Below are 22,421 nucleotides of genomic sequence, written 5' to 3'. Positions count from 1 at the left end.
TGATTACATCAGGACAATCGCTACAGAGTTGCAGGCGGTTGCATCCACCAACACATTGACGACACTGGCATACCTTCTATCACTTGTGGTCGAAGAGGCGACACAACGAGCTGAAGAGTCACGAGTGCTTCGCATTCCGAAGCCATGACGCGCGCCAGCCGGCCGCCACCACGCCTCCAGATGGCTGCGCTTTTTGACGGCCATCCGTGAGGCGCCAGCGGCAGTCATCACACCGCAAAAACGGCGCTTGGCGTCTGCGGCATCACCACATGGGCGCCGAAATCCGGCGCTCCGGCGGCGTCACCCCACCACAACAGGTTCACGTGGTCGCCGTCGGAGCCCGTGGTCACGCCCTGGTCGGCCAGGAAGCACAGGTCATAGCGGATGCCACCGGCCGTTCCGGTGGTAGGCCACCATTGCCCTGTGCCGTCCTGCTGCGGCCCATAGCCCAATAAGGCGGCGAGCGCCGCAAGCGCCTCAGCGCGATCCGCGAACTTGAGATGGATCGTGTTCATGCTTTCTCCTCAGCTCCAGGCCCTGGCCTGCGCCTGCACGGCGGCGGCGGCGCCCTTCGCCGGCCAGACCAGCAGTTCGTCCAGCTCAATCCACCCGTTGACGCCTGTGCCCGCCCCGATGTGGGCGGAGGTGATGGCCCCCGACGGAGTTGTGGTGTTGGAGGTTGCCGCGCCGCCATTGGTGCTGCCGATGCCGCCGCTCCCATCCCATCCGATGGCGATGCCGAACGGCGTGATGCCCACGGCCGCGATCCCAAGGCCCGTGCCCTGCGCAAGCGGCACGACGGCGAGCACAGAGAGCCCGTCCGTCGAGCGGCGGATCAACTCCTTGCCTGACACCGTGACCAGCCACGCATAGCCCGTCTGCGAGCTTGCGCCGCGCCAGGCGAGCGTGCACGGACCCGCGGATGGCAGCATCGCCACCGCCGCGCTCGAAAGAGCGCATACATCCGTCACGCGGGCGGTCGCCGTCGAGGTCGTGGCGATGTGGGAGCTGGCCCGGCCTCCCACCTCAAGCTGCACGTTTGTGACACTGCCGGATGGCGTGAGCGTGAGGGTGCCGGCGGCGGGCGTGAAGGTGTAGGCCGTGCGGGCATTGGCGCCGGTGCCGGCCACCGTGGCACTCGCTGCCCCGCTCAGCGCCATGGCCCCGGTGCCCCAGAACGAGAGCGTGTAGGGTTGCGCCGTCACCGTGATGTTCTGCGCCGCCACGGGTGCGGCAGAGCCGATGAAGAGGTTGGTGGCCGCACCTTCCAGCAGGAGACGGCGCCGGCCGCTGGAATAGTCGAAAGCCAGCGTATTGGCAGGCGCCGTCATCCGCTCGCCCGCCGCGGAGACCACGGTCTTCGCCCCGCCGGTGCGCTGCAGGATGCTGGTGGAGGAGCCGTGGGCGCCGCCCAGCGCATAGCGCTCGCGGGAGAAATCCGCGGCAAGGCTCGGCGCGACGCCGTCGAGAAGGCGGGGCGCATCGGTCCACCATGCGGCCTCGCGCTGCGGAAAGGCCGATGCGGGGCACATGAGGATATGGATCGACACCCGCACCCGCCCGCCGGTGAAGGCGCCGCCGTTGGCGGTGAGGCGCACCGGGGTGGCGGCGTAGAAGGCGGTCGGCCCGATGACGCCGGAATTGAAGGAGCCCAGCGCGGCACCGAGCAGGGCGCCGAACTTCCCGGCCTCCCCGGCGATGCCGCAATCATAGGAGGCGGCCCCGGTGACCGCCGAGAGGGTGCGGGTGGAGACGCCGAGCACGATGGCCCGCGCCGGAATGGCGATGGTGGTCTCCGCCATGCTGCCGGAGAGCACCAGATCCTCCTCCAGCACCCGCGCCTCGATGGCCGCCCGCGCCGGGCGCACGGCAAGGGGCGAGACCCAGTCGCCGCCGTCATGGAGCGCGAGGCGCCATTCGTCACGCACGAAGGCCAGCGTTCCCGCCACCGGCGCGCGGAAGGTGAAGGCACCGGCCACAAAGCTCGCGAGCTTGCCGTCATGCCCGGCGAAGGCGCCGGTGGCGCCGGCCGGGACGAACCACGACGCCCCCTCCCCCGGCGCCGACGGCGGCGCAGCGGCGGTGATGCTCTCCAGCACGAGCGGCGCGCCCGCCTCGCCGCTCCCCGCCGCCAGCGGCACCCAGGCGGCGCCGTCGAAGCGGGCGAAGCGACCGGCGTCGCGCACATAGGCGAGGGTGTCGCGCGGCACGGCGAGGAAATCGAAGGCGCCGGCCTCATAGGCGGCGAGCTTGCCGGCCTGCCCGGCGAAGGCGCCGCCGGCGCCGGCCGGAACGAACCAGCGCGCACCCTCGTCCGGCGCGGCGGGCGGCGCCGGCGCGGTCACGCTTTCAAGGGCGAGCTGGACATAGGCGTCGAGGCGGCGCACCGCCTCGTTGTGGGTGACATGTTTCTGCGCCTGCGCCGCCGCCAGGTACGGCAGGGCGAGATTCGCCGATTGGTCGGACGCCATGGGCACTCCCGGACGAAAGGCGTCTCCGGGCAGGCAGCCCGGAGACGCGAGGTGGAGAAAAGATGAGGGGCAGGGATCAGAGGGCGAAGGTGCGCACGGCCGCCGCGCCGGCACCCACGGTGGCGGAGAGCTGGCTCACCCGCACGGTGAGACTCGCCTGCGCTGCGCCGAAATCGGCGATCTCATCCGCGGCCGCGTAGAGCGCCTCGGGGGCGGACACCTCGAACGCGCGGACCACGCCGGCACCGTCGAGAATCTCCACCCGATAGGCCTCGCCGGCCTCGCCGAGGGGCACCTCCAGCGCATCCCAGCCGTCGCCGTCGAGCCGCGCGCGGCGGATGAAGCCGATGGCCACCCCCGCCGCCGTGCGCCGCGCCTTCAGGTGCACCGGGGCGAGCGGCCGGAAGGCGCGGCCCGCCACGGTGGCGGACACCTGCGCCACATCCTCCCCGCCATGGTCGCCGCGCGCCGGCCCCACGCGGAAGATGGGGCCCCGCCCGAGGGCGCCGAGCCCGCCCGCCACCGTGGCCAGGGTGCCGTCGAGCCGCAGCAGGCGGGTGCCGGCCGGCCATTCCAGCGCGCCTGCGGCCTCGGTGCCGGCCCGCCCGCGCAGCAGGCCCGAGAGGCGGTAGGTGCCGGCATCCGCCAGCTCGGCCTCGGTGAACTGGATGATCTCCGGCTCGCGCCCCTCCGCGAACAGAGCGACGGCGTTGGCGCCCTCGAGCACCTGCGCCTCGCTTGCCGAGACAAGCTGCGAGGACGTCATGGCCGCCAGCACCGCATTGCACCGGTCGAAGCGCCAGAGCGGCCCCGGCGACAAGGCGGTGAGGAGCGTGCCGAGGGCGGCAGGTGCCGTGAGCACCGCCACCGCCTCGAAGCTCTCGCCGTCCGCCGAGCGCCACACCGCCAGCGTGCCCGGCCAGGGCGCGGCCGCCGCCGCGAGATATTGCAGCGGCAGGGGATCCGCGCTCTCCATGGCCGGCAGGTCGAGCACCACCACCTCCGGCGGGCCGGAGGCCGCGGGCACCGCGACGCTGCCGCCCGCGGCTTCTTCCAGCGCCGCGTCGAACACCTCCGGGTCGATGGAGCGGGCGGTGACAGCGCGCGCCTCCGCCTCCTCCACGCGGGTGATCTCCACCAGGCGCTCCCGCCCGTCGAGAGCGAGGCGCGCCACGTCGCCCGGCACCAGCTCAGCGCGCGAGGGCGGCAGGGTGAAGCTCACCGTCTCCCGCGAAGCCCACAGGTCCTGAAGCCAGACATCCGCCGCGCGCGCCATCACGGCCGGCGGCGCCACCACCGCGAGCGACGCCTCGGTCACATGCCGGCTGTATCCGGCGAGGCGGCGGGAGGAGACGGTGGCCCTGCGATAATCCCGCAGGGGATCGATGAAGCCCACCGTCACCTCCAGCGGCAGCTCGCTCTCCTGCGCCCGCGTGAGGGAGACGAGCGGGCCGCCGTCGTCCGGCCGCACCAGGTCATCGGCCCCGAGAGCGGTGACCACGCCGTCGCCGCGCCGGTGGAAGATGATGCGCTCCCCCTCCTCCGCCGCGGCGAAGGAGAAGGCGCGGGCGAGCGGCTCCAAGGCGGAGCGGGCGGACATGACATCGCTCACCACATAGCCCTCCACCACGCCGGAGAGGCGGGTGGCGTCCACGCCCACGCCGAAGTCCGCGCACAGGGCGCTCACCAGGGCGTCGAGGGGCGCGGCGCCGAGGCGGCCTGTGAGCCAGTGGCCGGTGTTCCAGTTGGCGCCGTCGCCCCAGACATCGGTGAGCAGGGGAAACTGCGGATAGGGCCGCGCATCCCAGGTCCACAGGAACACGCAGCCCGGGTCCACCATGCGCCCGCCGTAGAGCGGCGCCGCCGGATTGTCGGCAAGCCCCGCCCCCGCCGCCGGCTCGAAGGTGGCCAGGATGGCCTCCAGCGTCCGCCGCTGCACCATGTCGTCGCGGGCTCCGGAGGAGTAGGGCGGAAGCGCGTTCTCCGAGGATTTGGGATCGGGGAAGGTGCTCGGCCGGTTGGGGCCCTTGTCCACGGCGGCGCAGCCCGCCTCCATGAGGCGGATGGGCTTGGCGCCGGGCACGTAGGCGGTGGGGCTCTCCGCGCGCGCACCGCCGAAGCGCTCGTGATGTGCGTGGGCCCACCACGACCACAGGTCCTTCTGGCGGTAGACCCAGGGCTCGCCATGGTCCCCATCGGTGATGGGGCTGCGGGCCTGGGCGTCGCGGGCGGCATCGTCCGCATAGTACCAGTCAAACGCCTCGCCGCCGCGCAGCCCCGCCTTGAGGTAGGCGGGATCGGTGATCGAGCCCGCGCGGGCCGCATCGAGATGGGCGCTTCCGTCCCGCCAGTCGGTGATGGGGGGATAGTAATCGATGCCGATGAAGTCGATGGCCGGGGAGGCCCACAGCGGATCGAGCGGGAACCGCACCTCCCCGCCCGCGAACACCTGGGCGCCATACTCGGCCCAGTTGGCGCCATAGGAAACCAGCGTGCCCGCCCCCACCACCCCCTTCACGTCGGCGGCCAGGGCGGCGAAGGCGGCGGTGGCGGGAAAGGCCCCGGCACCGTCACGTAGGCGGGTGAGCGCCTCCATCTCCGAGCCGATCAGGATGGCCTCCACCCCGCCCGCCGCCACCGCCAGGTGGGCATAATGCAGCGCCATGCGGCGCAGGCCCCAGTCCTCCGCGCCGGAATAGAGCACGAGCGTGCCCGCGCGGTGGAAGTCGCCCGCCTTCGCCACACCGAACAGGTCCGAGACCTGCGCCGCACAGACCGCCGTGCCCTCCGCCGAGCCCGGCCGCCCCGGCGCGGGATCGCACACGATGCGTCCGCGCCAGGGATAGGGGGGCTGCGAGGCGGCGCCGGTCCAGGGGTCCGCAAGCGTGTTGCCGGCGGGAATATCCATCATCACGAAGGGGTTGAGCGTGACCTTCAGCCCCGCCTCCTTCAGCTTGCGGATGGCGCGGATGACGGTGATGTCCGCGGGCGTGCCGCCATAGGCCGCGCGGCCCGCGTGCTGGGAGACATCCGGCAGTTCCAGGCGGGAGAGGCCGCCCACCGCCCATTCCTGCGGGAAGTTGGACTTCACATGGCGCTCGCACCGGGGGCGGATGCGGCACCGGCCCGCCCTTAGGTCATCCCCGAACCAGGACACGACCAGAGACACGCGCTCGAGGTTCGGGCAGGCGGCGAGAAGCTGGTCGAGGGAGGCCTCGAAATCGGTGCCGGCGGTGGACACGTGCCGCGCCTCGGCCCCGTAGCTGCCGGGGGCGAGCACCCGCACCGTGCGCACCGTGTCGTAGCCGAACTCGGTGGCGCCGGGGATGAGGGTCACCGCCCGCACCTGCCGCTCCAGCGCGCCCACCGCGCGCTCCACCTCCACGGTGATCTGCGGCAGGCGGTTGCCGTAATCGGTGAGATCGAGATTCTCGAATACCAGATAGGCCACGCCGCGATAGGCGGGCGTGGCCTCCGCGCCCTGGCGGGCGGCGATCCAGGGGTCGGCGGGCTGGTCCGCGCCGCCGAGATGGGCGCGGATGGTGAGCCCGGCCACATCCATCGGCTTGCCGTCGGCCCAGATGCGGCCGATGCGGGAGACCGGCCCCTCGCACAGGGCCACCGCGAAATTGGCGTAATAGGTGTAGGTGACCGTGCTGGACTTGGCGGCAAGGCTACCGCCCTTGCCGCCGGCGGCGGCATTTCCGGTCTTGCGCACCTCGGTGAGGCGGGTGGCCCAGATGACCTGCCCCGAAAGGCGCGCGCGGCCATAGAGGCGCGGAATGGCGGCGCCGGGGGTGGAGGCCGTCACATCGAGATCGGAGAGGCGCGGCCCCTCGGTAGCGGCGGTGCGGCTGCCGCCCAGGAGCGTCTGGTCCAGCACCGCGCCGCCGAGCGCGCCGAGCGCCCGCCCGGCCACCGCGCCCAGCGGCCCGAACAGGGCCCCGCCCACAAGCCCGCCGGCCGCGCCGAGAAGCAGCGTCGCCATGGAAGATCCTCGCAATAGTGGATGGGATGGATGGCCGTGGACCACCCGCGCCGGCTCGCGCGGGAACGGCGGTGGAACGCGCGCAGGCCTGCCGCCGAGCACGCAGGCAGCGGCGCCCCCCGGAATTGGGAGGCGACGCCGCCGACCGGCCCCGCGCGGCCCTCGTAGGGGGGCTGGAACTTGCCGCCCATGCGTGGTTGCCGCCGTCGACCCGTCCAGGCCGGATCGACATTCGAGGCTCCTCGTCGCGCCGGCCCCCTCTCCCGCTTGCAGGGAGGGGCTGAAGAGAAAGAAAGAAAGCGCGAGGTCTGAGCCGCCGGATCTGAGCCCCGGGCCTCGCGCCCTTGCCCCCAACGAGCGGGAGAGGGAATGGATGGCGCGCCCTCACCCCTCCAGCGCCGATCCGCCCTACGGATCGGCGAGGCCGGGGAAGCGGAAGGCGAAGGCGAGCCGCCGGCGCCACCAGGGGCTGAACGCGCTCTCGCACACGCGGATGCCGTCATAGGCGTGGATCATGCGGTCCTCGCCACTGAGGATGGCCGCGTGCTTGGCCGGCAGATGGGCCCGGAAGCGGAACAGCACCACGTCGCCGGGGCGCGCCGCGCCGGGCTCCACCGGCAGCAGGTGGCGGCGGGCGGTTTCGGCCAGGGTCTCGCGGCGTCCGGCTTCGGCCCAGTCGGGCGCGTAGGGCGGCAGCGGCTCGGGCTCCGGGCCGATGCAGGCGCGCCACACCCCGCGCACCAGGCCGAGGCAATCGGCGCCCACGCCCTTGAGGGAGGCGCGGTGGCAATAGGGCGTGCCGATCCAGCCGCGCGCCTCGGCCACCAGAACGACGCGGGTGAGCGGCGCCGTCATGCCAGCAGGCTTCCATCGTATCCGCCCTCGCCCGGCACCGCCACCGAGACCACGAAGTCGTTGCCCGGCATGTGCGGAAAACCCCGGAAGTTGGCAGCATTGGCGAAGCGGTCGCGGCAGGTGGCGAACTGCCGGTCGCAGCCGGCGGTCACGGCCACCGCGTCGCCCACGGAAACCGCGAACGGCGCGCGCTGCCACAGCCGCAGCCGGGCGCGGCCACCCTCCACCGCATGGCCCTTGATCTCGGTGGCGAAGCCGGCATTGGCGCCGGAGGTGAAGGTGAGCCGCCCGCGCGCGAAGGTCTCGGCGGGGAAGGCCGCGAGCCCTTCCACCGCCAGCCGCAGCGCGCCTTCCACGGCGTCCACCGTGCCGCCTCCGGACCACGTCGGGGCGGCGAGGTTCACCCCGCAGCGGGCATCGCCCAGGTCGGCGTCGCAGCGCGTGCCGTAGACCCGCCCGCGCGCCTCGTTCAAGGCATCGGCAAGGCCGCGGATCTCGGCCGTGAAGCGGCCGTCCTCGCGCCTGACCTCGCCGATGGTGCCCCTGCGCAGCAGCAGGTGCACCTGCGGGTCGCTCCAGTCGATGAGGAACAGCTCAACGGCGGCGCCGTCATAGAGCCCGGCGGCGAGGTCGTCCTCGGTGAGGGTATCGGCGCTGAGGGCGCCGGAGAGCTCGGCGCCGGTGACCGCCAGCCCCTCGGCGGCGGCGCTCTCGGAGGCGGCGACGCCGGAGGCCGCCTTCAGCATGAGGCCCTGGAGCGGCAGGTCCCGGTCATGGTCGGTGAAGCCCAGCACGACGCCGTCGCGCCGGGTGAGGCGCCAGCCGCGGCACAGGGTGGTGGCACCGCCGGCAAGGCTGTCGGCAAGCGCGGGAGGAAGGCTGCGCATGGCTTTTCTCCGAAGCGGTGGAAAGGTTCACAGGCGGATCTCGATCACCGGGATGCGCGGGATCTCCCCGGCAGCGAAGGCGGAGAGGTTCACCTCGAGGAAGTCCGTGTCGAAGCGCACGGGCACGTCGAACAGGAAGCCGGCGGTCACGGCCGCGCCGGCCGGCGGCAGGTGGCCCGGAAGGAAGAGCACATGCCCGCCCGCGGCATCGGTGGAGAAGGCGCTGCCCTCCACCTGCTCCACCCCGTCCACGGCCACCCGCACGGTGCCCGCCACCGGCTTCGCGATGGGCCGCGCATAGGGCGCGTGGAAGGCGCCATAGGTTTTGGAAAAGCTGAAGGCGGCGGTGGTGCCATCGGCGATGGCGAGGAGTTGGTCCAGCGGGCCCGGCGCGCGCCCCGGCGGCGCGGAGGAATGGTCCAGCCGGTCGCGCCAGCGGAAGCCATAAAGGCGCCCGCGCCGCTCCTCGAAAAACGCCACCACCTCGGACAGGGCGGCGAGCGTCTTCACCCCGTAGCCGGCATCCCATCGACGGCGCGAATCAGCCAGCCGCGTGTTGCGCTCCTCGCGCCCGGTGGCGGTGGTGACCACCTCGGTGACCCGCTCCGGACCGCCGGAAGCGCCGAGAGCGACGTCAGTTGGAAACAGAACGTCATGGAAGGCAGCCATTTGGTCCCCTCATCCCCATTTCTTCAGCCGGAGCAATAGAAACAGCCTTGACATAGTTGAAGGCGGCGCTTTGACTTTGACAGCCTCGTTGAGGATGGAGCAGATGCATGGCTACGAAGCCCTCTAAGAAGCCTGCGGCTGCTGCGGAAAAACCGGCCGCGGAAAAAGCGGCGCCGGTGAAGGCAGCCCCCGCCGAGAAGGCACCCGAGACCACGGCCGCCAAGACCGCAGCCAAGAAAACCACCGCCACCAAGACCACCGCGAAGAAGCCCGCTGCCAAGGCCGCAGCGAGCGACGCCGCGAAGCCCGCTGTCGTTAAGGCGGCGAAGCCCGAGCCTGCGAAAGGCGCGCCCGCCGCCGCGAAGGCCGAGAAGGCCACCACGGCGAAGAGCGCCACTCCGGCCAAGGCGTCCACGGCCAAGGCAGTCAAGGCCGCCGCGCCCGCCAAGGCCGCGAAGACCGAGGCCCCCGCGGCGAAGGTGTCGGCTGCCAAGCCCGCTACAGCGAAAGCCCCGGCGGCGAAGACCCCGGCAGTGAAGGCCCCGGCAGCGAAAGCGCCGGCCGAAAAGGCTCCCGCGCCGAAGACCACCGCAGCCAAGGCATCCGCGGCGCCCGCCGAAAAGCCCGCAGCAGCGAAGAAGCCGGCTGCCAAAGCCGCTGCGCCCAAGGCCGAGCTCGTGAAAGCGGCGCCCGAAGCCGAGACGGCAAAGCCGGCCAAGGCAGCCGCTCCGAAGAAGGCATCCGTGGCGAAAGCCGCAGCCGCCAAGAAGCCGGTGGCCGAGAAGGCCGAGCCGGCCCCCGCAAAGAAGGCCGCCTCCAAGGCGAAGGCCGCCCCCGCGAAGGCGTGAGGCGCTCTTGCCCCGGCGCCTGCCGAGGCGAAGCCGCCGCGTGAGACACCGCCTCGGGTGATCGCCCGAGGCCGACCGGCGCCCCGTCATGCGAGACGCGGGGCCGCGCCCAGACGCTCCCGGCACCGGGGGCGGCGTTCTGTTCCCCGTCCACACCGCTCGGCCGGCGCCACCAAGGGGGCCGCGGGGTGCATTTGCCAATCCGCGACCGAAGGTAGCCCGCTGGACGCCGGCCCAACGCCGGGCGGGGCCCTCGCCAAAGGCATCTTCATCGGTGGGGAACGGCGTTCCGGCCCGCCCCTGCCGGCGCGCCGGAATCGGGCCTCGCACTACCCCGCGGAGCGAAGCGCGATTTTCAGCGCCGACTTAGGCTGGCCTCGCGCTGGGGCAGCATTGGTGCGGCCGAACGGCTGTGCCATAGTCCCCGCGCCGAGGACGAAAACCGGCCGCGCGGCGCGCCATCGTCCCCGGAAGCGTCCATTCCAGGGCTTTCATCCCATGCCATCTCGCGACCTGCCGCTTCCCTCCGCGCCGCTGAAATCGCGGTCGCCCTCTACTGGAACCCGCCGCGTGGGCGCGCGGATATTCGCGCTCGCGGTCCTGGCCCTGTGCGCGGCGGCCGGTCTCTCCTCTGGCGTGCAGGCGCAAAGCGCCGGCTCCGCCAAGGCCAGCGCCTCCCCCTGCGCATCGCTCGGCGACGGCTTCGTGCGGATGCCCGGCTCCGACACCTGCGTGCGCATGCGCAGCGCTGTGCAGGCGGACGGCGCCAGCGGCACCGGCGTCTCCCGCAACTCGTCCTTCGGCAATTCCGGGACGGCCCTCGGCAACGCCAGCGGCGATACGCAGACATCCTCTTCCGATCCGTGGAAGCAGGCACGCTGAAGGAGAGCCGGCGAAAGTGAGCCACGCGCCGGCACCCGGCCACGCAGTGAACAAAACCTCAGGGCCTGCCCGGCGCCCATGTACCTGCCGGGCATGATCTGAAGCATCTGCGCGCCAGGTGGAATCAGTTCGCGCGAGCAAAACGCCTCCAGGAGGGACCCGAGCGGCTGTCGTGCCTCCGGCGCGTGGATCACACGCCGTGTCGCCGCCCTCGCCTGTCCCGCCTGCGCAGCCCCCGAAGTGCACGCGAGGCGCCTCATGCCCCCCGCTGCGCGCGGGAGACGGCGCGGGCCACGAGACCCGAGAGATAGGCATCCGAGCGGCGGAAGGCGGAGAGATCCGGCGTCGCCACGTTCACCGTCACCTGGGCGCGTGCGCCGCCCTCCGCCTGCCGCACGCCCAGGCTGCCGTCGGCGCCGCGCGTCAGGGGCAGGATGGCCTCGGCCCCCTTTTCCCCCATCAGCCCGAAGCCGGCGCCGCCAAGCGGAAAGTAGGTGGGCGCCGCCACCACCCCGCCGCGCGCGAAAGGCCGCACGCGCGCCCCGCCGAACGGCTCGCCCGCCTGGGGCGGCCCACCGCCCGCCAGCACGCCGCCCTTGGCGAAGGGCAGCACCGTGCCATCCGCGATCACCCCGCCGCGCGCGAAGGCGAGCCCGCCCGCAAGACTGCCGGCGGCGCCGGAAAGCAGGGTGGAAAGCCCGTTCTCCAGCGGCTTCAGCGCCGCCGTGAGGGCGATACTGGAAAGCCGCGTGCCGAGCTGCTCGATGACGGCGCCGAGGTCCTTGCCCTGCACCGCGAGCCCGGTGAAGGCCGAGCCCAGCGCGCTCGCGAGCCCCCTGGCGGAAACCTCCATTTCCCCGAAGGCCGCCCTGGCCTCGCGGGTGTCCACGGCGACCGCGATGTCGACGGTCTCAGTCATGGGCGCGCTCCTGTGTCATGGCGTGTGGCGCCGGCCGGCGCATCGGGGAAGCGGGCCATGAGGTCCGCGAGATCCGCCCGCCCCAGGGCCGGGGCGGCGCGCGGCGCCAGCGCCCCGGCGGCGCAGGCGAGCTCGCGCGGGGTCATGCGCCAGAACGCGTCCGGCGAAAGCCGCAGGATGCCGAGCCCGAGCCCCATCGCCTCCGCCCAGGGGAAGGCCGGGGGCGTGGCGGCGGGCGAGCCGCCCTTCAGGCATCCTGCGGCGGCTGAGGGGGGCCGGCGGCCTCACCCGCTCCGAAGGTGGCCGCGAGCAGCGCGGCGACGATGCGCACGAAGCCCGCGGCCCCGCCTTCCACGCGCATGCGCTCCACCTCCGCGAGGCTCACCTCCTCTCCCGCCCCGCGCAGGCCCGCGCACAGGATATGCGCGGCGTCCCGCGCGCCGAGGCGGCCGCGCTCGAAGCGCTCGGCCAGCGCCATGAGGTCGGCGGCGCCGAATGCATCCTCCAGCTCCGCCAGCGCCCCCAGGGTGAGCACCAGCGTGCGCGGGCGCCCCTCGATGACGGCGTCGATCTCGCCGCGTCTTGCATTGGCCATGGGCCTCTCCCCTTTCAGAGCGCTGCGAAGGCGATCTCGCCGGCGCTTTCCAGCGTCAGGTCGAAGGTCACCTCGCGGTCGTGCTCGGCGGCGATTTCCAGGGCAGTGACCTGGAAGGGGCCAGTGAGGGTGCCGAAATCGGGCACCACCACCTGGCACGAGGCCAGCGTGCCGTCGAAGAACATCCGCCGCACCAGCGCATCGGAAGCCGCATCCTTGAACACGCCGGAGCCGGAGACGCCGGCGCGCTTCACGCCCGCCCCGTCCAGCAGCTCGCGCCAGCGGCCGGCGGATTCGGAATGGGTCACGTCCACACTCTGGGCATTGAAGGCGAGGGTGCGCGAGCGCAGGCCCGCCACCGTCACATAGGCCGTGCCGTCGTGGATCTTGAGCAGCAGGTCCTTGCCCTTCTGCGCGCTCATATGAAGTCTCCCTCGGGTTTCGTCACAGGGGCTCGGTGACGGCGCGGAACCGCACCAGAGCGTGGAAGGTGCGCCCGTCCTTCTCGCGCACCACCTCGCACGTGGTGGCGCGCAGGTTGGCGAGGCGGTGGCCGTCGAGGGCCAGCGGCGCATCGTGCAGCGCCTGCCCCACGGCAGCGGCGAGGGCGAACGCCTCCGCCCGCCCGCCACTGCGGGAGAAGGCATGGAGGGTGAGCGACTGCTCGCTGCCCGCCTCGGTGGCGGTGGACCAGTCGCTCACCACCGCCTCCCCCAGGGCCACGAAGGGAAACTCCGCATCGCGCGGCGGCACGTCGTGGACGCGCGGGCCGCCGAGCAGCGCGCCCAGCGTGGCATCGGCGCAGAGCGCGGCGTGGATGGCCCTGCGCAGACTCAGGGCGGGGCTGGTCACAGGCAGGCTCACGGAACCTCCTTCGCGGTTGGGGCGCGGCCAGGGGTGAAATCGAGCTGCACCCGGTCGAGCTCCGGGTCTCCGTCGCCCTGGGCCAGGAGAAGGAAGTCCGCATCGCGCGGCGACACGTCGTGGACGCGCGGGCCGCCGAGCAGCGTGGCATCGGCGCAGAGCACCGCGGGGATGGCCCTGCGCAGGCTCAGGGCGGCGCTGGTCACAGGCAGGCTCACGGTATCTCCTTCCCGGCCGGGGCTCGGCCACGGGTGAAATCGAGCTGCACCCGGCCGAGCTCCGGGTCTCCGTCGCCCTGGGCCAGGAGAAGGAAGTCCGCATCGCGCGGCGGCACGTCGTGGACGCGCGGGCCGCCGAGCAGCGTGGCATCGGCGCAGAGCACCGCGGGGATGGCCCTGCGCAGGCTCAGGGCGGGGCTGGTCACAGGCAGGCTCACGGAACCTCCTTCGCGGTTGGGGCGCGGCCGCGGGCGAATTCGAGCCGCAACCGGTCGAGCACCGGGTCGCCCTCGTGCAGGGCATCGCCCCGCGCCCGGTCGAGCACAGCCGGATCGGCGACACGCAGCACCGGACGCTGCGGCGTGCCGGCGGAAAGGGGCGCGACGCCGGTGGCGGCGGTGATCCGCGCGGCAAGGTCGCTCGCCGCCCCCGCGGCGAGGGCCTCCGCGGCGGGCGCGAGGGCGCGGGCGGCGAGGCGCGCGGCCAGCCCCTCAGCCCCGCTTGCGGTGAAGGACGTCTTCATGGCTGTTCCTCCCGGCAGCGGCAGCGCGTGAGGCGCCCGCGCCCGTCGGCGTCGCCCGTCGCCTCCACATGGAACACCCGCGCGCCCAGGAGCAGCCGATCGCCCACCACGACGGTGTTGGGCGCGCGCACGGTGATGCGCATCACCTGGGCCGCGCGCGGGCGCTCCTCGCCGAGGCCGAACTCGGTCGAGACCACCTCCACCGATCCCCACAGCATGTCCACGGTGATGAAGGTGCGGGTGATGCCGCCGACGCCGTCGGACACGTCCACGGTCGTCTGGTGCGCCAGGCGGTGGCGCAGGGCCGCCGCCACGCTCACAGCCGCACCAGACGGTAGGGCGAAAGCAGCGCCGCCACGGTAGCGGGCAGCGCCTGCGCCTCGCCCGAGCCGTCGCGGTATTCGTAGAAGTGGGCAAGCACCAGCCGCACCGCCTGCATCAGGTCCGCCGGCACGTCGGCCGCCGTGGCGCCGTAACCGGCCTTGACGGTGATGGCGATGCCGCCCGGCCCGGCCTGGGGCACGCGGGAGGCATCCACATGGATGAGCGCGGGCGCGCGATCGGCCCTCAGGTGCAGCGCGCCCTCGGGCACCGCGAGGGTGCCGCCACCGGGCAGGCGCACCTCGGCGGTAAGAATGGCCGAGACCGGCGCCACCGGGGCGGGAATGACGCCGCTGAGCGGCCACCCCGCGCGGGTGAAGCGCCAGGTCTGCGCCAAGAGCGCGCGGCCGGTGGCGGCCTCCACGGCGCGCCGCGCGGCGGCGACCAGAGCATCGACCAGGGTATCTTCATCGTCATGGTCGATGCGCAGGAAGGCCTTGGCCTCGGCGCGGGTCAGCGGCTCGGCGGTGGGGCCGGCGAGAAGTTCTGCCATGCTCGTTCTCCTTATCGGGTGAAGGCGCGCGAAGGCATTGACGCTGCGCGGCCGCAGCGGCAGAACGCGCGCATGAACGGCTTTCGTACCCTGCGCGCGTCCCTTTCCGGCCTCGCCGCCCAAGCCGCCTCTGGTACCCAGGCGGCTTTGACCGCCCGAGCTGCCTTTGGCGCCTCGGCCGCCCTTGAAGCCTTGGCCTCCTTCGGGACCTTGGCCGCTCGTGGCGCGCCGGCGATCCTTCGCGCGTTCAGCGTCTCTGCGCTGCTTGGCATCTCGGCGCTTGGCGCCCTACCGGCCCGCGCCATGGTGGGCGGCGCGCCGGCGGGGGCCGGCATCGCGGCCCACGCGGCCATGTTGGTTTCCACGCGGGGGGCGGCCTGCACCGCCACGGTGCTGGCGCCGGACCTGCTGCTCACCGCCGCGCACTGCGTGGAGCCGGAGGCCGACTATGCGGTGGCCATCGTGGACGACGGGCCACCCAAGCTGTTCCCGGCCGCGCGGGTTGCGGTTCATCCGCGCTTCAGTGCTGACCAGTTCCGCACCCGCCGCCCCACGCCGGACCTCGCGCTGGTGAAGCTCTCGGAGCCCCTGCCCGGCCGCTTCCGGCCGGCGGCGCTCACCGATGCCGACGGCCTGCCGCCCAAGGGGGCGGACTTCACCCTCGCCGGCTTCGGCGTTACCGCCGAGGGCGCCACCAAGAGCGCGGGCACGCTGCGCGCGGTGCGCCTGCCCTCCATCGGCACCACCGGCGGCATCATGGTGCGCCTCGCCCCGCCTGCGGGCACGGCCGGCGCCTGCACCGGCGATTCCGGCGGGCCCGCCTTCCAGGGCGAGGCGGTGGCGGGCGTCATCGGCTGGGCCACCGGGCCCGGCGGCGCGCGCGGCTGCGGCGGCGTCACGGGCGTGACGCTGGTGTCGCTCCACCGGGACTGGATCACCGCCACGGCCGCCGCCCTCGGCAGCCCCCTCGGCCGCTGACCATGGCACCGGCGTCGCCCCTCCTCAGACGGGCAGCACGCCGAGGCGCCATGATGGCCGGCATGCTGCTGCTTTCAGCCGGCGCCGGGCTGCTGCTCGTCCGCGAGGCGGCGAAGCCGGAAGCGCAGCGGATCGACACCGAGGCTGGCGGCGACGCACGCCCGGACCGGGCAGCCGGCGGCGATGGGACACCTCTCTCGCAGGGGGAGCAGCGCCCCTCCTCCGCAAGTGGAGCGACGGCTGAAAGCGCATCCCCGGCGGCTGCCACCCCCGCGGCACCGGGCGGCGGCCCCACCGCAGCCGCAAGCGAAAGCGGCGCGGGAGAAGGCGGGAGCGTCCCCGCTCCGGCCAAGCCCTCTCCGCCGCGCATCAGTGGCGCGCCGGGAGACGAGACGCAAACCGGCCGGGCGAGCAGCGGCGCCGGAACCCCTTCCACACCGGGGGAGCAGCGCCCCTCCTCCGCAAGTGGAGCGACGGCTGAAAGCGCATCCCCGGCGGCCGGTACCCCCGGTCAGGCAGCCCCCTCCCCCGGCGCGCACGGCACAGCTGCCACGGCTTCCGGAAACGGGCAGGCCTTAGAAACATCCGCCGCAGCCACGAGTGGAGGCCGCGCGGATGGCGGCGGGGCCGCCACTGCTCTGAACGAACCGTCTCCGCCACGCATGGGTGGCGAGACGCGCGCCGGCCGGGCAACCGGCGGCAATGGCACGCCTCCTGCTCCGGAACAGCAGCGGCCGGTCTCCTCCGCAAGCGGGGCAGCAGGTGAGGGCGCATCTCCGGCGGCCGGCAGCTCCGGCCAGGCGAGACCCTCCTCCGGCGTGCCGCGCGGTACAGCTGCTGTGGCTTCTGAAGGCCGGGAGGCATCGGGAAACTCCGCTGCTGCGAACGAAGGCAGAGCCGGCCCCGGCGGGGCCATCTCTACTTCGATCAAGCCGGTCGCACCTGCCAAGGCGCAGGCGCCAGCGCCACCGGCCAGCGGAGACGGTGCGGGCGCAGGAACACAGGCCGTCCAGCCCCCCGCGACACAGGACGCCAGCGGCGGGCGGCAGGGAGAGAGCATCGATGCCGCCTTGTGCCGTCTCATCGACGGAGCGGCGGCGAAATCCGGGCTGCCGGCGGCCTTCCTCACGCGGCTCATCTGGCGCGAAAGCTCGTTCCGGCCCCATGTGGTGAGCCGCGCGGGGGCCCAGGGCATCGCCCAGTTCATGCCCGGCACCGCCCGCGAGCGCGGTCTTGCCAATCCGTTCGATCCCGAGGAGGCCATTCCCGCCTCGGCGGCGCTGCTGGCGGACCTGGAGCGCCAGTTCGGCAACCTGGGCCTTGCGGCGGCGGCCTACAATGCGGGGCCGGGACGGGTTTCCGGCTTCCTGGCCGGCGGCGGCCTGCCGCAGGAGACCCGCACTTATGTGCGGCTCATCACCGGCCGCACAGCCGAGGACTGGGCGACGCTGAAGCGGCGCGGCGAGGCGCCCGCTCGCGAAGCGGATGCGCCCTGCCTCACCACCCTCGCCACCCTGCGCGTGGGGACACCCGCGCCGGAAGCCGGGCCCAACACCCTGTTCGCGCCCTGGGGCGTGCAGGTTTCGGGCAATTTCTCGAAAGACCTCGCGCTCGCCTCCTTCCGGCGGGCGGCGGAGAAATACCAGTCCGTGTTCGGCGATGCGGTGCCGGTCATCGTCGCCACCCGCATGGCGGGGCGCGGCGCGCGGACCTTCTACCGCGTGCGCCTGCCGGCCCAGACCCGCGCCGAGGCGAACGCCCTGTGCGGCCGCCTGCGCAAGGCCGGCGGCCCCTGCATCGTGCTGCCGAACTGATCGCCGGACGGCAGACGGTGCGGCCGGACAGCACTGGTGCCGCCGGCTCTGTTCACACGGAAATGCCCCAAACCGCCACCACGCGATGCGTGGCAGGACGCCGGCCGGTGCCACCGACACGGCCCCCAGCGCATTGCGGCGGCAGTCGCGGATAAGGGGCCCCAATATCCCGAAAGGCTCCAGCGGGCTCGATGGGGCACGCGCCCGTCCCGGCTCGTGGCCACCTCCGCTCCATCCGCCGCGCCGCGGAAGGGACGGCGGCAGGTGCCAGCCGCCGCTTGTGCCGTTGCCCCGGTCTTCGACCGGCGCCGCGCGGGTGCGGACCAGCACCCCTTGAGAAAGCCTCACGGGCCTTTGGTGTGAGCCACCGCGACGGAGAGCCCCTTCGCACGCGCAGATCCCCGATGCGCCACCTCCACCATGAACGGCGTGAGCCCTGCGCGTCGGCCGGCAAGCGACAGTGAAACACCGGATCGGCCGCGCCATGCCGCGAGGCTCCGTTCGCGACGGCCCCACGGCGTGGCACCGGAAGCGAGAGGCAGAAGCGCCGCAACGGAAAAATGGCGTGGGCAGCACTGTGCCGAACACGCCAGGCCGGCCCCACCGGATGGCGGCGCGCAATCCGCGCCGTCGCCCCCCGCCTCAGGTCACGGCGAGCTTGAGCGGCTTGGCGGCGGCGAAGGGATCGCGCAGCACCCGCATGCCACCCGGTCCACCACCCGGCAAAAGCGCATGCGACGAACGCCAATGCCCACCGGGCGACAGCACGCAATCCGCGCCGTCGCCCCCGCCTCAGCTCACGGCGAGCTTGAGCGGCTTGGCGGCGGCGAAGGGACGCGCGGCACCCGTATGCCGCCCGGTCCCCCACCGGGCAAAAGCGCAGGCGACGAAGGCCAATGCCCAGCGGGGCGACGGCGCGCAATCCGCGCCGCCGCCCCCCTGCCTCAGCTCGCGGCGAACTTCAGCAGCTTGGCGGCGTCGAAGTCCATGATGCCGCCGCCCACGCGCTTGGTGGTGTAGAACAGCACGTAGGGCTTGGCCGAGAAGGGATCACGCAGCACCCGCACGCCCGCCCGGTCCACCACCAGGTAGAAGCGGCGGAAGTCGCCGAAGGCGAGGGGAAAGGCATCGGCTGCGATATCCGGCATGTCCTCGCTCTCCACCACCGGAAAGCCCATCAGGCTCGCGCCCTGCCCCGCCACCGGCGGCGGCGCCCACAGGTAGTTGCCGTTCTCGTCCTTCAGCCGGCGCACGGCGGACTGGGTGCGCCGGTTCATGACGAAGACGGCATTCTGCCGGTAGCCGCCCTTCAGCGCATTGACGAGTTCGATGAGCCGGTCGCCCGCCCCATCAGCGGGGAAGGCGCCGGCGGCGCCGGTGGCCACATAGCCCACCTTGCCGAAGGCGTGGGCGCTCTCCGGTGCCTTCTCATAGGCCAGGAAGCCCTTGGGCTTGGCCACGCCGTCGCCGCTCACGAAGGCCGCGCCCTCCTGCTCGGCGAAGGCGGTCTCCACCTCGGCGGCCAGCCATTCCTCCACGTTCACCTGGGCGTCATCGAGCAGCGCCTGGGTGGCGGCGGGCATGGCATAAAGCTCCATGGCCGGATAATCGAGGGCGGCGAGCACGGGGCCGTCGGTCTGCGGGCGGGCCGCCGTCTCGGCCGCCCAGCCGGCGGCGGGGCCGGAGGTCATGAACGGCTTGCGATAGGTGCCGCCGCCGATGGCGCGCACCGTGGAGATGGCGCGGATGGGCGAGAGCGCGGAGAGCCGCCGGCCGATCTCGCTCTCCACCTCCACCGGCACCAGATAGCCCCCGTCCACCCCGGCGCCGGAGGACAGCGCCTTTGCCTCCAGCGCCTTGAGGCCGCCGGCCTCGCCGTGGCGCACATAGGTGTCGAAGGCGCCGGCGTGGGCGCTTTCGGCCACCGTGCGCTCGGGCGCCCCCAGGGCGGGACGGCGGGCCTTGGTGGCGAGGGCGTCGAGCCGCGCCTGCTGGGCATCGAGCGCGGCATCGATGCGGGCGATCTGCTCCAGAGTCAGGGCATCGGCGCCGCGCCGCTCCATCTGCGCGAGGCGGGTGTCGTTGGCGGCCTTGTAGGCCTCGAAGGCGGAAAGGAAATCGGCCACGGCGGCGCGGGCCTGCGGGCCCGCGAGGTCCGGGTTCGCAAGCTCCGGGGCGGCCACCTTGGTCTCGGGGGCGCTGAGGGCGTTCGGCATGGAGGGGTCCTCGGTTGGGAAGGGGAAGAAAGATCAGCGGGCAGCGAGCTGCGCCCGCAGCCGCCGCGCGGCGCCGGCCAGAACCAGCGTGGCTTCGGCCAGCGCGGGTTCGGCCAGCGGCGGCTCCACGGGCGCGATGCGCGCGCCGGGCTGCATGGGGAAGGTGACGATGGAGACCTCCCACAGGTCGATGCGCGACAGCCGGCGCAGCCGCGTGCGCGGATCGGTGCGCGCCTCCACCGCCTTGAAGCCGATGGAGAGGCCGTCGAGCGCGCCCTCGGCGATGAGCGCCGCGCATTCGCGCCCGCGCGCCACCGCCGTGGAAAGCCGGCCGCGCACGAGAAGGCCGCGCGCGTCCTCGCGGATTTCGGTCCACACGCCCACCGGCTCGGCCGGATCGTGCTGGTAGAGCATGCGCACGCCGGCGGCGCCGGTGCGCGCGAGGCTCTCGGCGAAGGCGCCGGGCAGCACCATGTCGCGTCCGAGATCGGCGACGCCGAACAGGCAGGCATAGCCCTCCACCGCGAAGCCGGCGGCGGGCGGCGGGGTGAGGAAGCTTGCTTCCGCCATGCCTCAGCCCTCCGCGCCGGCCGGCTTCGCGCGGCGGCGGCTCCGGTCCAGCTTCTCCAGGGTCGCGATGAACGCGCGGAACACGGGTGGCGCGCCGGTGGCGGCGCTCTCGGCGCCACGGGGGGCAGCCTGCGCATTGCGCGCGGGGGCCTTGGCACTGGCCTTGGCGCGCGAAGGGGCGCCGCCGGCCGCACGGGTGCGCGGCGCCGGCGCCTTCTGGGAAGGAGCACGCATGGAATGTCTCCGGACTATGGGGCGGATGAAGCTGAAAGGCCGGCGCCCGCGCGCCCGGCGAGCCGGGAGCGGCGGGGGCGTAGGGGCGCGGGGCTGCGAGGGCGTGGGGCTGCGAGGGCGCGCGTCAGTCGCGCGGGGCGTCAGCCCTGGTCGTCGTATCGGGCGTTGAAGCTGGCCAGCTCGCGGATGAAATCATCGAACCGCCGCGTGGCGCGGGAGAGCTCCCCCAGCACCCGCCAGAACGCGAGCGAAGCCGAAAGCGCCCACACCAACAACGCCAAATGCGCCAGATCGCCCCGCTCGGCAAAACTGCGGATGAGGGTATCCATGGTGGGGCCTCGCGGGGGTGGGGGATGGACCCATAAATAAAAGTCGGAACGCCCGATTTCGCGCATGTCACCGGCTTGTCTTGTATGCTGACGGTGGGGCCGAAACCGGACCCGCTGCTTATGGGCGAGGTAGCATACAGCAGCTACACATAAAGCGGCAGATGATCCTGAACGCAGCAGTCATTGGTTGCAATCTTCTCGCGATCCGAGTGTTTATATGAGATGCGGTAGCTGCTTATTGGTGATTCGAGCCAAGGCGGGCCAATGATCCAAGGCGGTAGGTTTGGGGGCCAAAATGAAGCTAATCAAGAGGATCGAGATAAATTATCTGCGCTCTCTTTACGATGCCGCGCTTAACAAGATCGGTGATTTAAATGTAATATTTGGTAGAAATGACAGTGGAAAATCAAACCTGTTACGCGCCTTAAATTTATTTTTCAATAATCAGATTGACCCAGGTCAACATCTGGCTTTCGACCTAGATATGTCGGATAGGCGAAAGCAAGAAGCAAGAGATGCAAAGGGTAAACAGATCATTTGGATTAAGATAAATTTTGAATTACCGTCAAATTATAAGAAAGCCCTTGGCTCTGAGATATCGATTAAGAGGCAATGGAACCGTGACGGCGGCATGTCTGAGACGGTATTTCCCGCAATGGATACACCGGGGAAACAAGCACGTCTCACACGGTTCATGAATGACATTGACTTCACTTACATTCCAGCAATCAAAGACCTCAATGTCTACGCTGACCTAATTGAGCGCATGTATGGCGCGGCCTCGGAGACCGAGATTCTGCGAAATGCCACGACTCAGTTTGTGCAGGCGATCGCTGGCCAGACGGCAAGCCTATCGCAGCAACTGACAGATCTGTTTGGGGCACCGGCAGCTCTTGCACCACCCACGGAGATGAGTAGACTATTTCGAAATCTTGACTTTGCACACGGCACAGACGGTCACTCAATGTTGAGACAGAAGGGAGACGGGATTAAGGCCCGGCACCTTCCTGAACTTATCCGCTTTATCAATGAAAAAGAGAGTAGGAAGAAAATATTTTTATGGGGCTTCGAGGAGCCAGAAAACTCACTTGATCTCGGCGCCGCAGAAATTGAGGCGAAAAGGTTTGCAGCCTTTGCTACAAGACCAGACACTCAGGTATTTGTGACCAGCCACTCGCCCGCATTTTATCTTGCAAATACAGACTATGAAGATGGAACTGTACGCCGATACTTTATTACAAAGCAAATTCCGGATGAAAAAGGAGTAATGGAGCCCTCTAATGCTGCCACGATGATTGACGATATTTCAGAAGCCGAACGCAGAATGGAACAAGCAGGATTACTGCAACTTCCATTTGTAATTCGACAGTTAGGAGTTCAACGAGATGCACTAAGGGAAAAGGAAAAAGAAGCAGAATTTTTGCGCGCTGAAATTCAAAAACTTCGAACACCAACTCTTTTCGTCGAAGGAAAGCATGACGTTGCGATATTTGAACAATCCCTCGAAAGATTAAAACTCAATGATCGCATCGGAGTCAAACCGCTGAGCGGTACTCCGCAAACTACAGAAGCTCTTTTATCTGCAATACTAGAACAGGGCGGCCTCTCACCATCTGCTAAAACACTATTTTTGTTTGATGACGATAAATCCGGGCGAGGCGCCGCCAGAAAATTGGTTGGCTCAGCG

25 protein-coding genes are annotated in these 22,421 nt (G+C 71.3%); 4 read left to right on the top strand and 21 right to left on the bottom strand.

Features of this window, described 5'->3' with window-relative positions; genetic code table 11:
• Positions 1-227: 227 nt before the first annotated feature.
• The 7 genes from V5F61_RS00125 to V5F61_RS00095 all read right to left on the bottom strand — a co-directional run bounded on the left by V5F61_RS00125 (position 228) and on the right by V5F61_RS00095 (position 9,588).
• The gene (locus V5F61_RS00125; protein WP_393986844.1) at positions 228-515 is read right to left on the bottom strand and encodes a hypothetical protein; all 288 of its coding nucleotides are present in this window, start codon (positions 513-515) and stop codon (positions 228-230) included.
• Between the two features lie 9 nt (positions 516-524).
• Positions 525-2,471 (bottom strand): DUF2793 domain-containing protein, encoded by a 1,947-nt coding sequence (locus V5F61_RS00120; protein WP_393986843.1) that lies wholly within the window; start codon positions 2,469-2,471, stop codon positions 525-527.
• Between the two features lie 76 nt (positions 2,472-2,547).
• The gene (locus tag V5F61_RS00115) at positions 2,548-6,459 is read right to left on the bottom strand and encodes a baseplate multidomain protein megatron (RefSeq protein ID WP_393986842.1); all 3,912 of its coding nucleotides are present in this window, start codon (positions 6,457-6,459) and stop codon (positions 2,548-2,550) included.
• Between the two features lie 408 nt (positions 6,460-6,867).
• On the bottom strand, positions 6,868-7,314 hold the full coding sequence (locus tag V5F61_RS00110) for an NlpC/P60 family protein (RefSeq protein ID WP_393986841.1): 447 nt from the start codon (positions 7,312-7,314) through the stop codon (positions 6,868-6,870).
• Entirely contained in the window at positions 7,311-8,201 is an 891-nt protein-coding gene (locus V5F61_RS00105) for a DUF2163 domain-containing protein (RefSeq protein WP_393986840.1), read from the bottom strand. Before V5F61_RS00105 ends, V5F61_RS00110 begins: the two co-directional genes overlap by 4 nt.
• Positions 8,202-8,228: 27 nt before the next feature.
• On the bottom strand, positions 8,229-8,870 hold the full coding sequence (locus V5F61_RS00100) for a phage distal tail protein, Rcc01695 family (RefSeq protein WP_393986839.1): 642 nt from the start codon (positions 8,868-8,870) through the stop codon (positions 8,229-8,231).
• Positions 8,854-9,588 carry a hypothetical protein gene (locus V5F61_RS00095; protein ID WP_393986838.1) on the bottom strand — a complete coding sequence of 245 codons (735 nt, stop codon included), beginning with the start codon at positions 9,586-9,588 and terminating at the stop codon, positions 8,854-8,856. Before V5F61_RS00095 ends, V5F61_RS00100 begins: the two co-directional genes overlap by 17 nt.
• Before the next feature lie 700 nt (positions 9,589-10,288).
• Here V5F61_RS00095 and V5F61_RS00090 point away from each other — a divergent pair.
• The gene (locus tag V5F61_RS00090) at positions 10,289-10,600 is read left to right on the top strand and encodes a hypothetical protein (protein WP_393986837.1); all 312 of its coding nucleotides are present in this window, start codon (positions 10,289-10,291) and stop codon (positions 10,598-10,600) included.
• Positions 10,601-10,856: 256 nt separating this feature from the next.
• On the opposite strand, the gene V5F61_RS00085 is transcribed toward V5F61_RS00090, so the two are convergent.
• From V5F61_RS00085 to V5F61_RS00040, 10 genes are read right to left on the bottom strand one after another with little or no spacing between them, the layout of a single operon-like run.
• Positions 10,857-11,519, bottom strand: coding sequence for a phage tail tape measure protein (locus V5F61_RS00085; protein ID WP_393986836.1), 663 nt, complete (start codon positions 11,517-11,519; stop codon positions 10,857-10,859).
• Positions 11,516-11,770 carry a rcc01693 family protein gene (locus V5F61_RS00080; RefSeq protein WP_393987118.1) on the bottom strand — a complete coding sequence of 85 codons (255 nt, stop codon included), beginning with the start codon at positions 11,768-11,770 and terminating at the stop codon, positions 11,516-11,518. Before V5F61_RS00080 ends, V5F61_RS00085 begins: the two co-directional genes overlap by 4 nt.
• A complete protein-coding gene (locus V5F61_RS00075; RefSeq protein ID WP_393986835.1) occupies positions 11,767-12,114 on the bottom strand; it encodes a gene transfer agent family protein in 348 nt (115 codons plus the stop codon). Before V5F61_RS00075 ends, V5F61_RS00080 begins: the two co-directional genes overlap by 4 nt.
• A 14-nt stretch (positions 12,115-12,128) precedes the next feature.
• Positions 12,129-12,536: a phage major tail protein, TP901-1 family gene (locus V5F61_RS00070; RefSeq protein ID WP_393986834.1), complete on the bottom strand. Its 408-nt coding sequence runs from the start codon at positions 12,534-12,536 to the stop codon at positions 12,129-12,131.
• A 22-nt stretch (positions 12,537-12,558) separates the two neighbouring features.
• The gene (locus tag V5F61_RS00065; protein ID WP_394103992.1) at positions 12,559-12,978 is read right to left on the bottom strand and encodes a DUF3168 domain-containing protein; all 420 of its coding nucleotides are present in this window, start codon (positions 12,976-12,978) and stop codon (positions 12,559-12,561) included.
• The gene (locus tag V5F61_RS00060; protein ID WP_394103991.1) at positions 12,975-13,196 is read right to left on the bottom strand and encodes a hypothetical protein; all 222 of its coding nucleotides are present in this window, start codon (positions 13,194-13,196) and stop codon (positions 12,975-12,977) included. The genes V5F61_RS00065 and V5F61_RS00060 overlap by 4 nt, the downstream gene beginning before the upstream one ends.
• Complete coding sequence (locus tag V5F61_RS00055) at positions 13,193-13,414, bottom strand: hypothetical protein (protein WP_394103990.1); 222 nt, start codon at positions 13,412-13,414, stop codon at positions 13,193-13,195. The genes V5F61_RS00060 and V5F61_RS00055 overlap by 4 nt, the downstream gene beginning before the upstream one ends.
• On the bottom strand, positions 13,411-13,719 hold the full coding sequence (locus V5F61_RS00050; protein ID WP_394103989.1) for a hypothetical protein: 309 nt from the start codon (positions 13,717-13,719) through the stop codon (positions 13,411-13,413). Before V5F61_RS00050 ends, V5F61_RS00055 begins: the two co-directional genes overlap by 4 nt.
• The gene (locus V5F61_RS00045) at positions 13,716-14,039 is read right to left on the bottom strand and encodes a head-tail adaptor protein (protein ID WP_393990618.1); all 324 of its coding nucleotides are present in this window, start codon (positions 14,037-14,039) and stop codon (positions 13,716-13,718) included. Before V5F61_RS00045 ends, V5F61_RS00050 begins: the two co-directional genes overlap by 4 nt.
• Complete coding sequence (locus V5F61_RS00040; RefSeq protein WP_393990619.1) at positions 14,036-14,593, bottom strand: head-tail connector protein; 558 nt, start codon at positions 14,591-14,593, stop codon at positions 14,036-14,038. Before V5F61_RS00040 ends, V5F61_RS00045 begins: the two co-directional genes overlap by 4 nt.
• Before the next feature lie 72 nt (positions 14,594-14,665).
• On the opposite strand from V5F61_RS00040, the gene V5F61_RS00035 reads away from it, so the two are divergent.
• Together V5F61_RS00035 and V5F61_RS00030 are read left to right on the top strand one after the other, a co-directional pair.
• Complete coding sequence (locus tag V5F61_RS00035; protein ID WP_393990620.1) at positions 14,666-15,571, top strand: S1 family peptidase; 906 nt, start codon at positions 14,666-14,668, stop codon at positions 15,569-15,571.
• Positions 15,572-16,389: 818 nt separating this feature from the next.
• Positions 16,390-17,385: a lytic transglycosylase domain-containing protein gene (locus V5F61_RS00030; RefSeq protein WP_393990596.1), complete on the top strand. Its 996-nt coding sequence runs from the start codon at positions 16,390-16,392 to the stop codon at positions 17,383-17,385.
• A gap of 944 nt (positions 17,386-18,329) precedes the next feature.
• Here V5F61_RS00030 and V5F61_RS00025 read toward each other — a convergent pair.
• The 4 genes from V5F61_RS00025 to V5F61_RS00010 all read right to left on the bottom strand — a co-directional run bounded on the left by V5F61_RS00025 (position 18,330) and on the right by V5F61_RS00010 (position 20,734).
• Complete coding sequence (locus V5F61_RS00025; RefSeq protein WP_393990597.1) at positions 18,330-19,601, bottom strand: phage major capsid protein; 1,272 nt, start codon at positions 19,599-19,601, stop codon at positions 18,330-18,332.
• Positions 19,602-19,634: 33 nt separating this feature from the next.
• Complete coding sequence (locus V5F61_RS00020; protein WP_393990598.1) at positions 19,635-20,171, bottom strand: HK97 family phage prohead protease; 537 nt, start codon at positions 20,169-20,171, stop codon at positions 19,635-19,637.
• 3 nt (positions 20,172-20,174) lie between these two features.
• A complete protein-coding gene (locus V5F61_RS00015) occupies positions 20,175-20,405 on the bottom strand; it encodes a hypothetical protein (RefSeq protein WP_393990599.1) in 231 nt (76 codons plus the stop codon).
• Positions 20,406-20,545: 140 nt separating this feature from the next.
• A complete protein-coding gene (locus V5F61_RS00010; RefSeq protein ID WP_393990600.1) occupies positions 20,546-20,734 on the bottom strand; it encodes a hypothetical protein in 189 nt (62 codons plus the stop codon).
• 295 nt (positions 20,735-21,029) lie between these two features.
• Here V5F61_RS00010 and V5F61_RS00005 point away from each other — a divergent pair.
• A partial coding sequence (locus tag V5F61_RS00005) for an ATP-dependent nuclease (RefSeq protein WP_393990601.1) occupies positions 21,030-22,421 on the top strand: 1,392 nt, incomplete at its 3' end.

Origin of the sequence: Xanthobacter sediminis, assembly GCF_043195015.1 — a bacterium.
GTDB lineage: Bacteria > Pseudomonadota > Alphaproteobacteria > Rhizobiales > Xanthobacteraceae > Xanthobacter.
The sequence above is the reverse complement of the archived record's forward strand: the minus strand, read 5'-3'. Positions and strand labels throughout refer to the sequence as shown.

What these genes read in the sequence shown, in the direction of transcription:
- V5F61_RS00070 (WP_393986834.1), bottom strand. Translation starts at nt 12,536, where the DNA reads ATGAGCGCGCAGAAGGGCAAGGACCTGCTGCTCAAGATCCACGACGGC.
- V5F61_RS00040 (WP_393990619.1), bottom strand. Translation starts at nt 14,593, where the DNA reads ATGGCAGAACTTCTCGCCGGCCCCACCGCCGAGCCGCTGACCCGCGCC.
- V5F61_RS00015 (WP_393990599.1), bottom strand. Translation starts at nt 20,405, where the DNA reads ATGCGTGCTCCTTCCCAGAAGGCGCCGGCGCCGCGCACCCGTGCGGCC.
- V5F61_RS00115 (WP_393986842.1), bottom strand. Translation starts at nt 6,459, where the DNA reads ATGGCGACGCTGCTTCTCGGCGCGGCCGGCGGGCTTGTGGGCGGGGCC.
- V5F61_RS00125 (WP_393986844.1), bottom strand. Translation starts at nt 515, where the DNA reads ATGAACACGATCCATCTCAAGTTCGCGGATCGCGCTGAGGCGCTTGCG.
- V5F61_RS00035 (WP_393990620.1), top strand. Translation starts at nt 14,666, where the DNA reads ATGAACGGCTTTCGTACCCTGCGCGCGTCCCTTTCCGGCCTCGCCGCC.
- V5F61_RS00020 (WP_393990598.1), bottom strand. Translation starts at nt 20,171, where the DNA reads ATGGCGGAAGCAAGCTTCCTCACCCCGCCGCCCGCCGCCGGCTTCGCG.
- V5F61_RS00100 (WP_393986839.1), bottom strand. Translation starts at nt 8,870, where the DNA reads ATGGCTGCCTTCCATGACGTTCTGTTTCCAACTGACGTCGCTCTCGGC.
- V5F61_RS00105 (WP_393986840.1), bottom strand. Translation starts at nt 8,201, where the DNA reads ATGCGCAGCCTTCCTCCCGCGCTTGCCGACAGCCTTGCCGGCGGTGCC.
- V5F61_RS00110 (WP_393986841.1), bottom strand. Translation starts at nt 7,314, where the DNA reads ATGACGGCGCCGCTCACCCGCGTCGTTCTGGTGGCCGAGGCGCGCGGC.
- V5F61_RS00085 (WP_393986836.1), bottom strand. Translation starts at nt 11,519, where the DNA reads ATGACTGAGACCGTCGACATCGCGGTCGCCGTGGACACCCGCGAGGCC.
- V5F61_RS00010 (WP_393990600.1), bottom strand. Translation starts at nt 20,734, where the DNA reads ATGGATACCCTCATCCGCAGTTTTGCCGAGCGGGGCGATCTGGCGCAT.
- V5F61_RS00025 (WP_393990597.1), bottom strand. Translation starts at nt 19,601, where the DNA reads ATGCCGAACGCCCTCAGCGCCCCCGAGACCAAGGTGGCCGCCCCGGAG.
- V5F61_RS00075 (WP_393986835.1), bottom strand. Translation starts at nt 12,114, where the DNA reads ATGGCCAATGCAAGACGCGGCGAGATCGACGCCGTCATCGAGGGGCGC.
- V5F61_RS00050 (WP_394103989.1), bottom strand. Translation starts at nt 13,719, where the DNA reads ATGAAGACGTCCTTCACCGCAAGCGGGGCTGAGGGGCTGGCCGCGCGC.
- V5F61_RS00120 (WP_393986843.1), bottom strand. Translation starts at nt 2,471, where the DNA reads ATGGCGTCCGACCAATCGGCGAATCTCGCCCTGCCGTACCTGGCGGCG.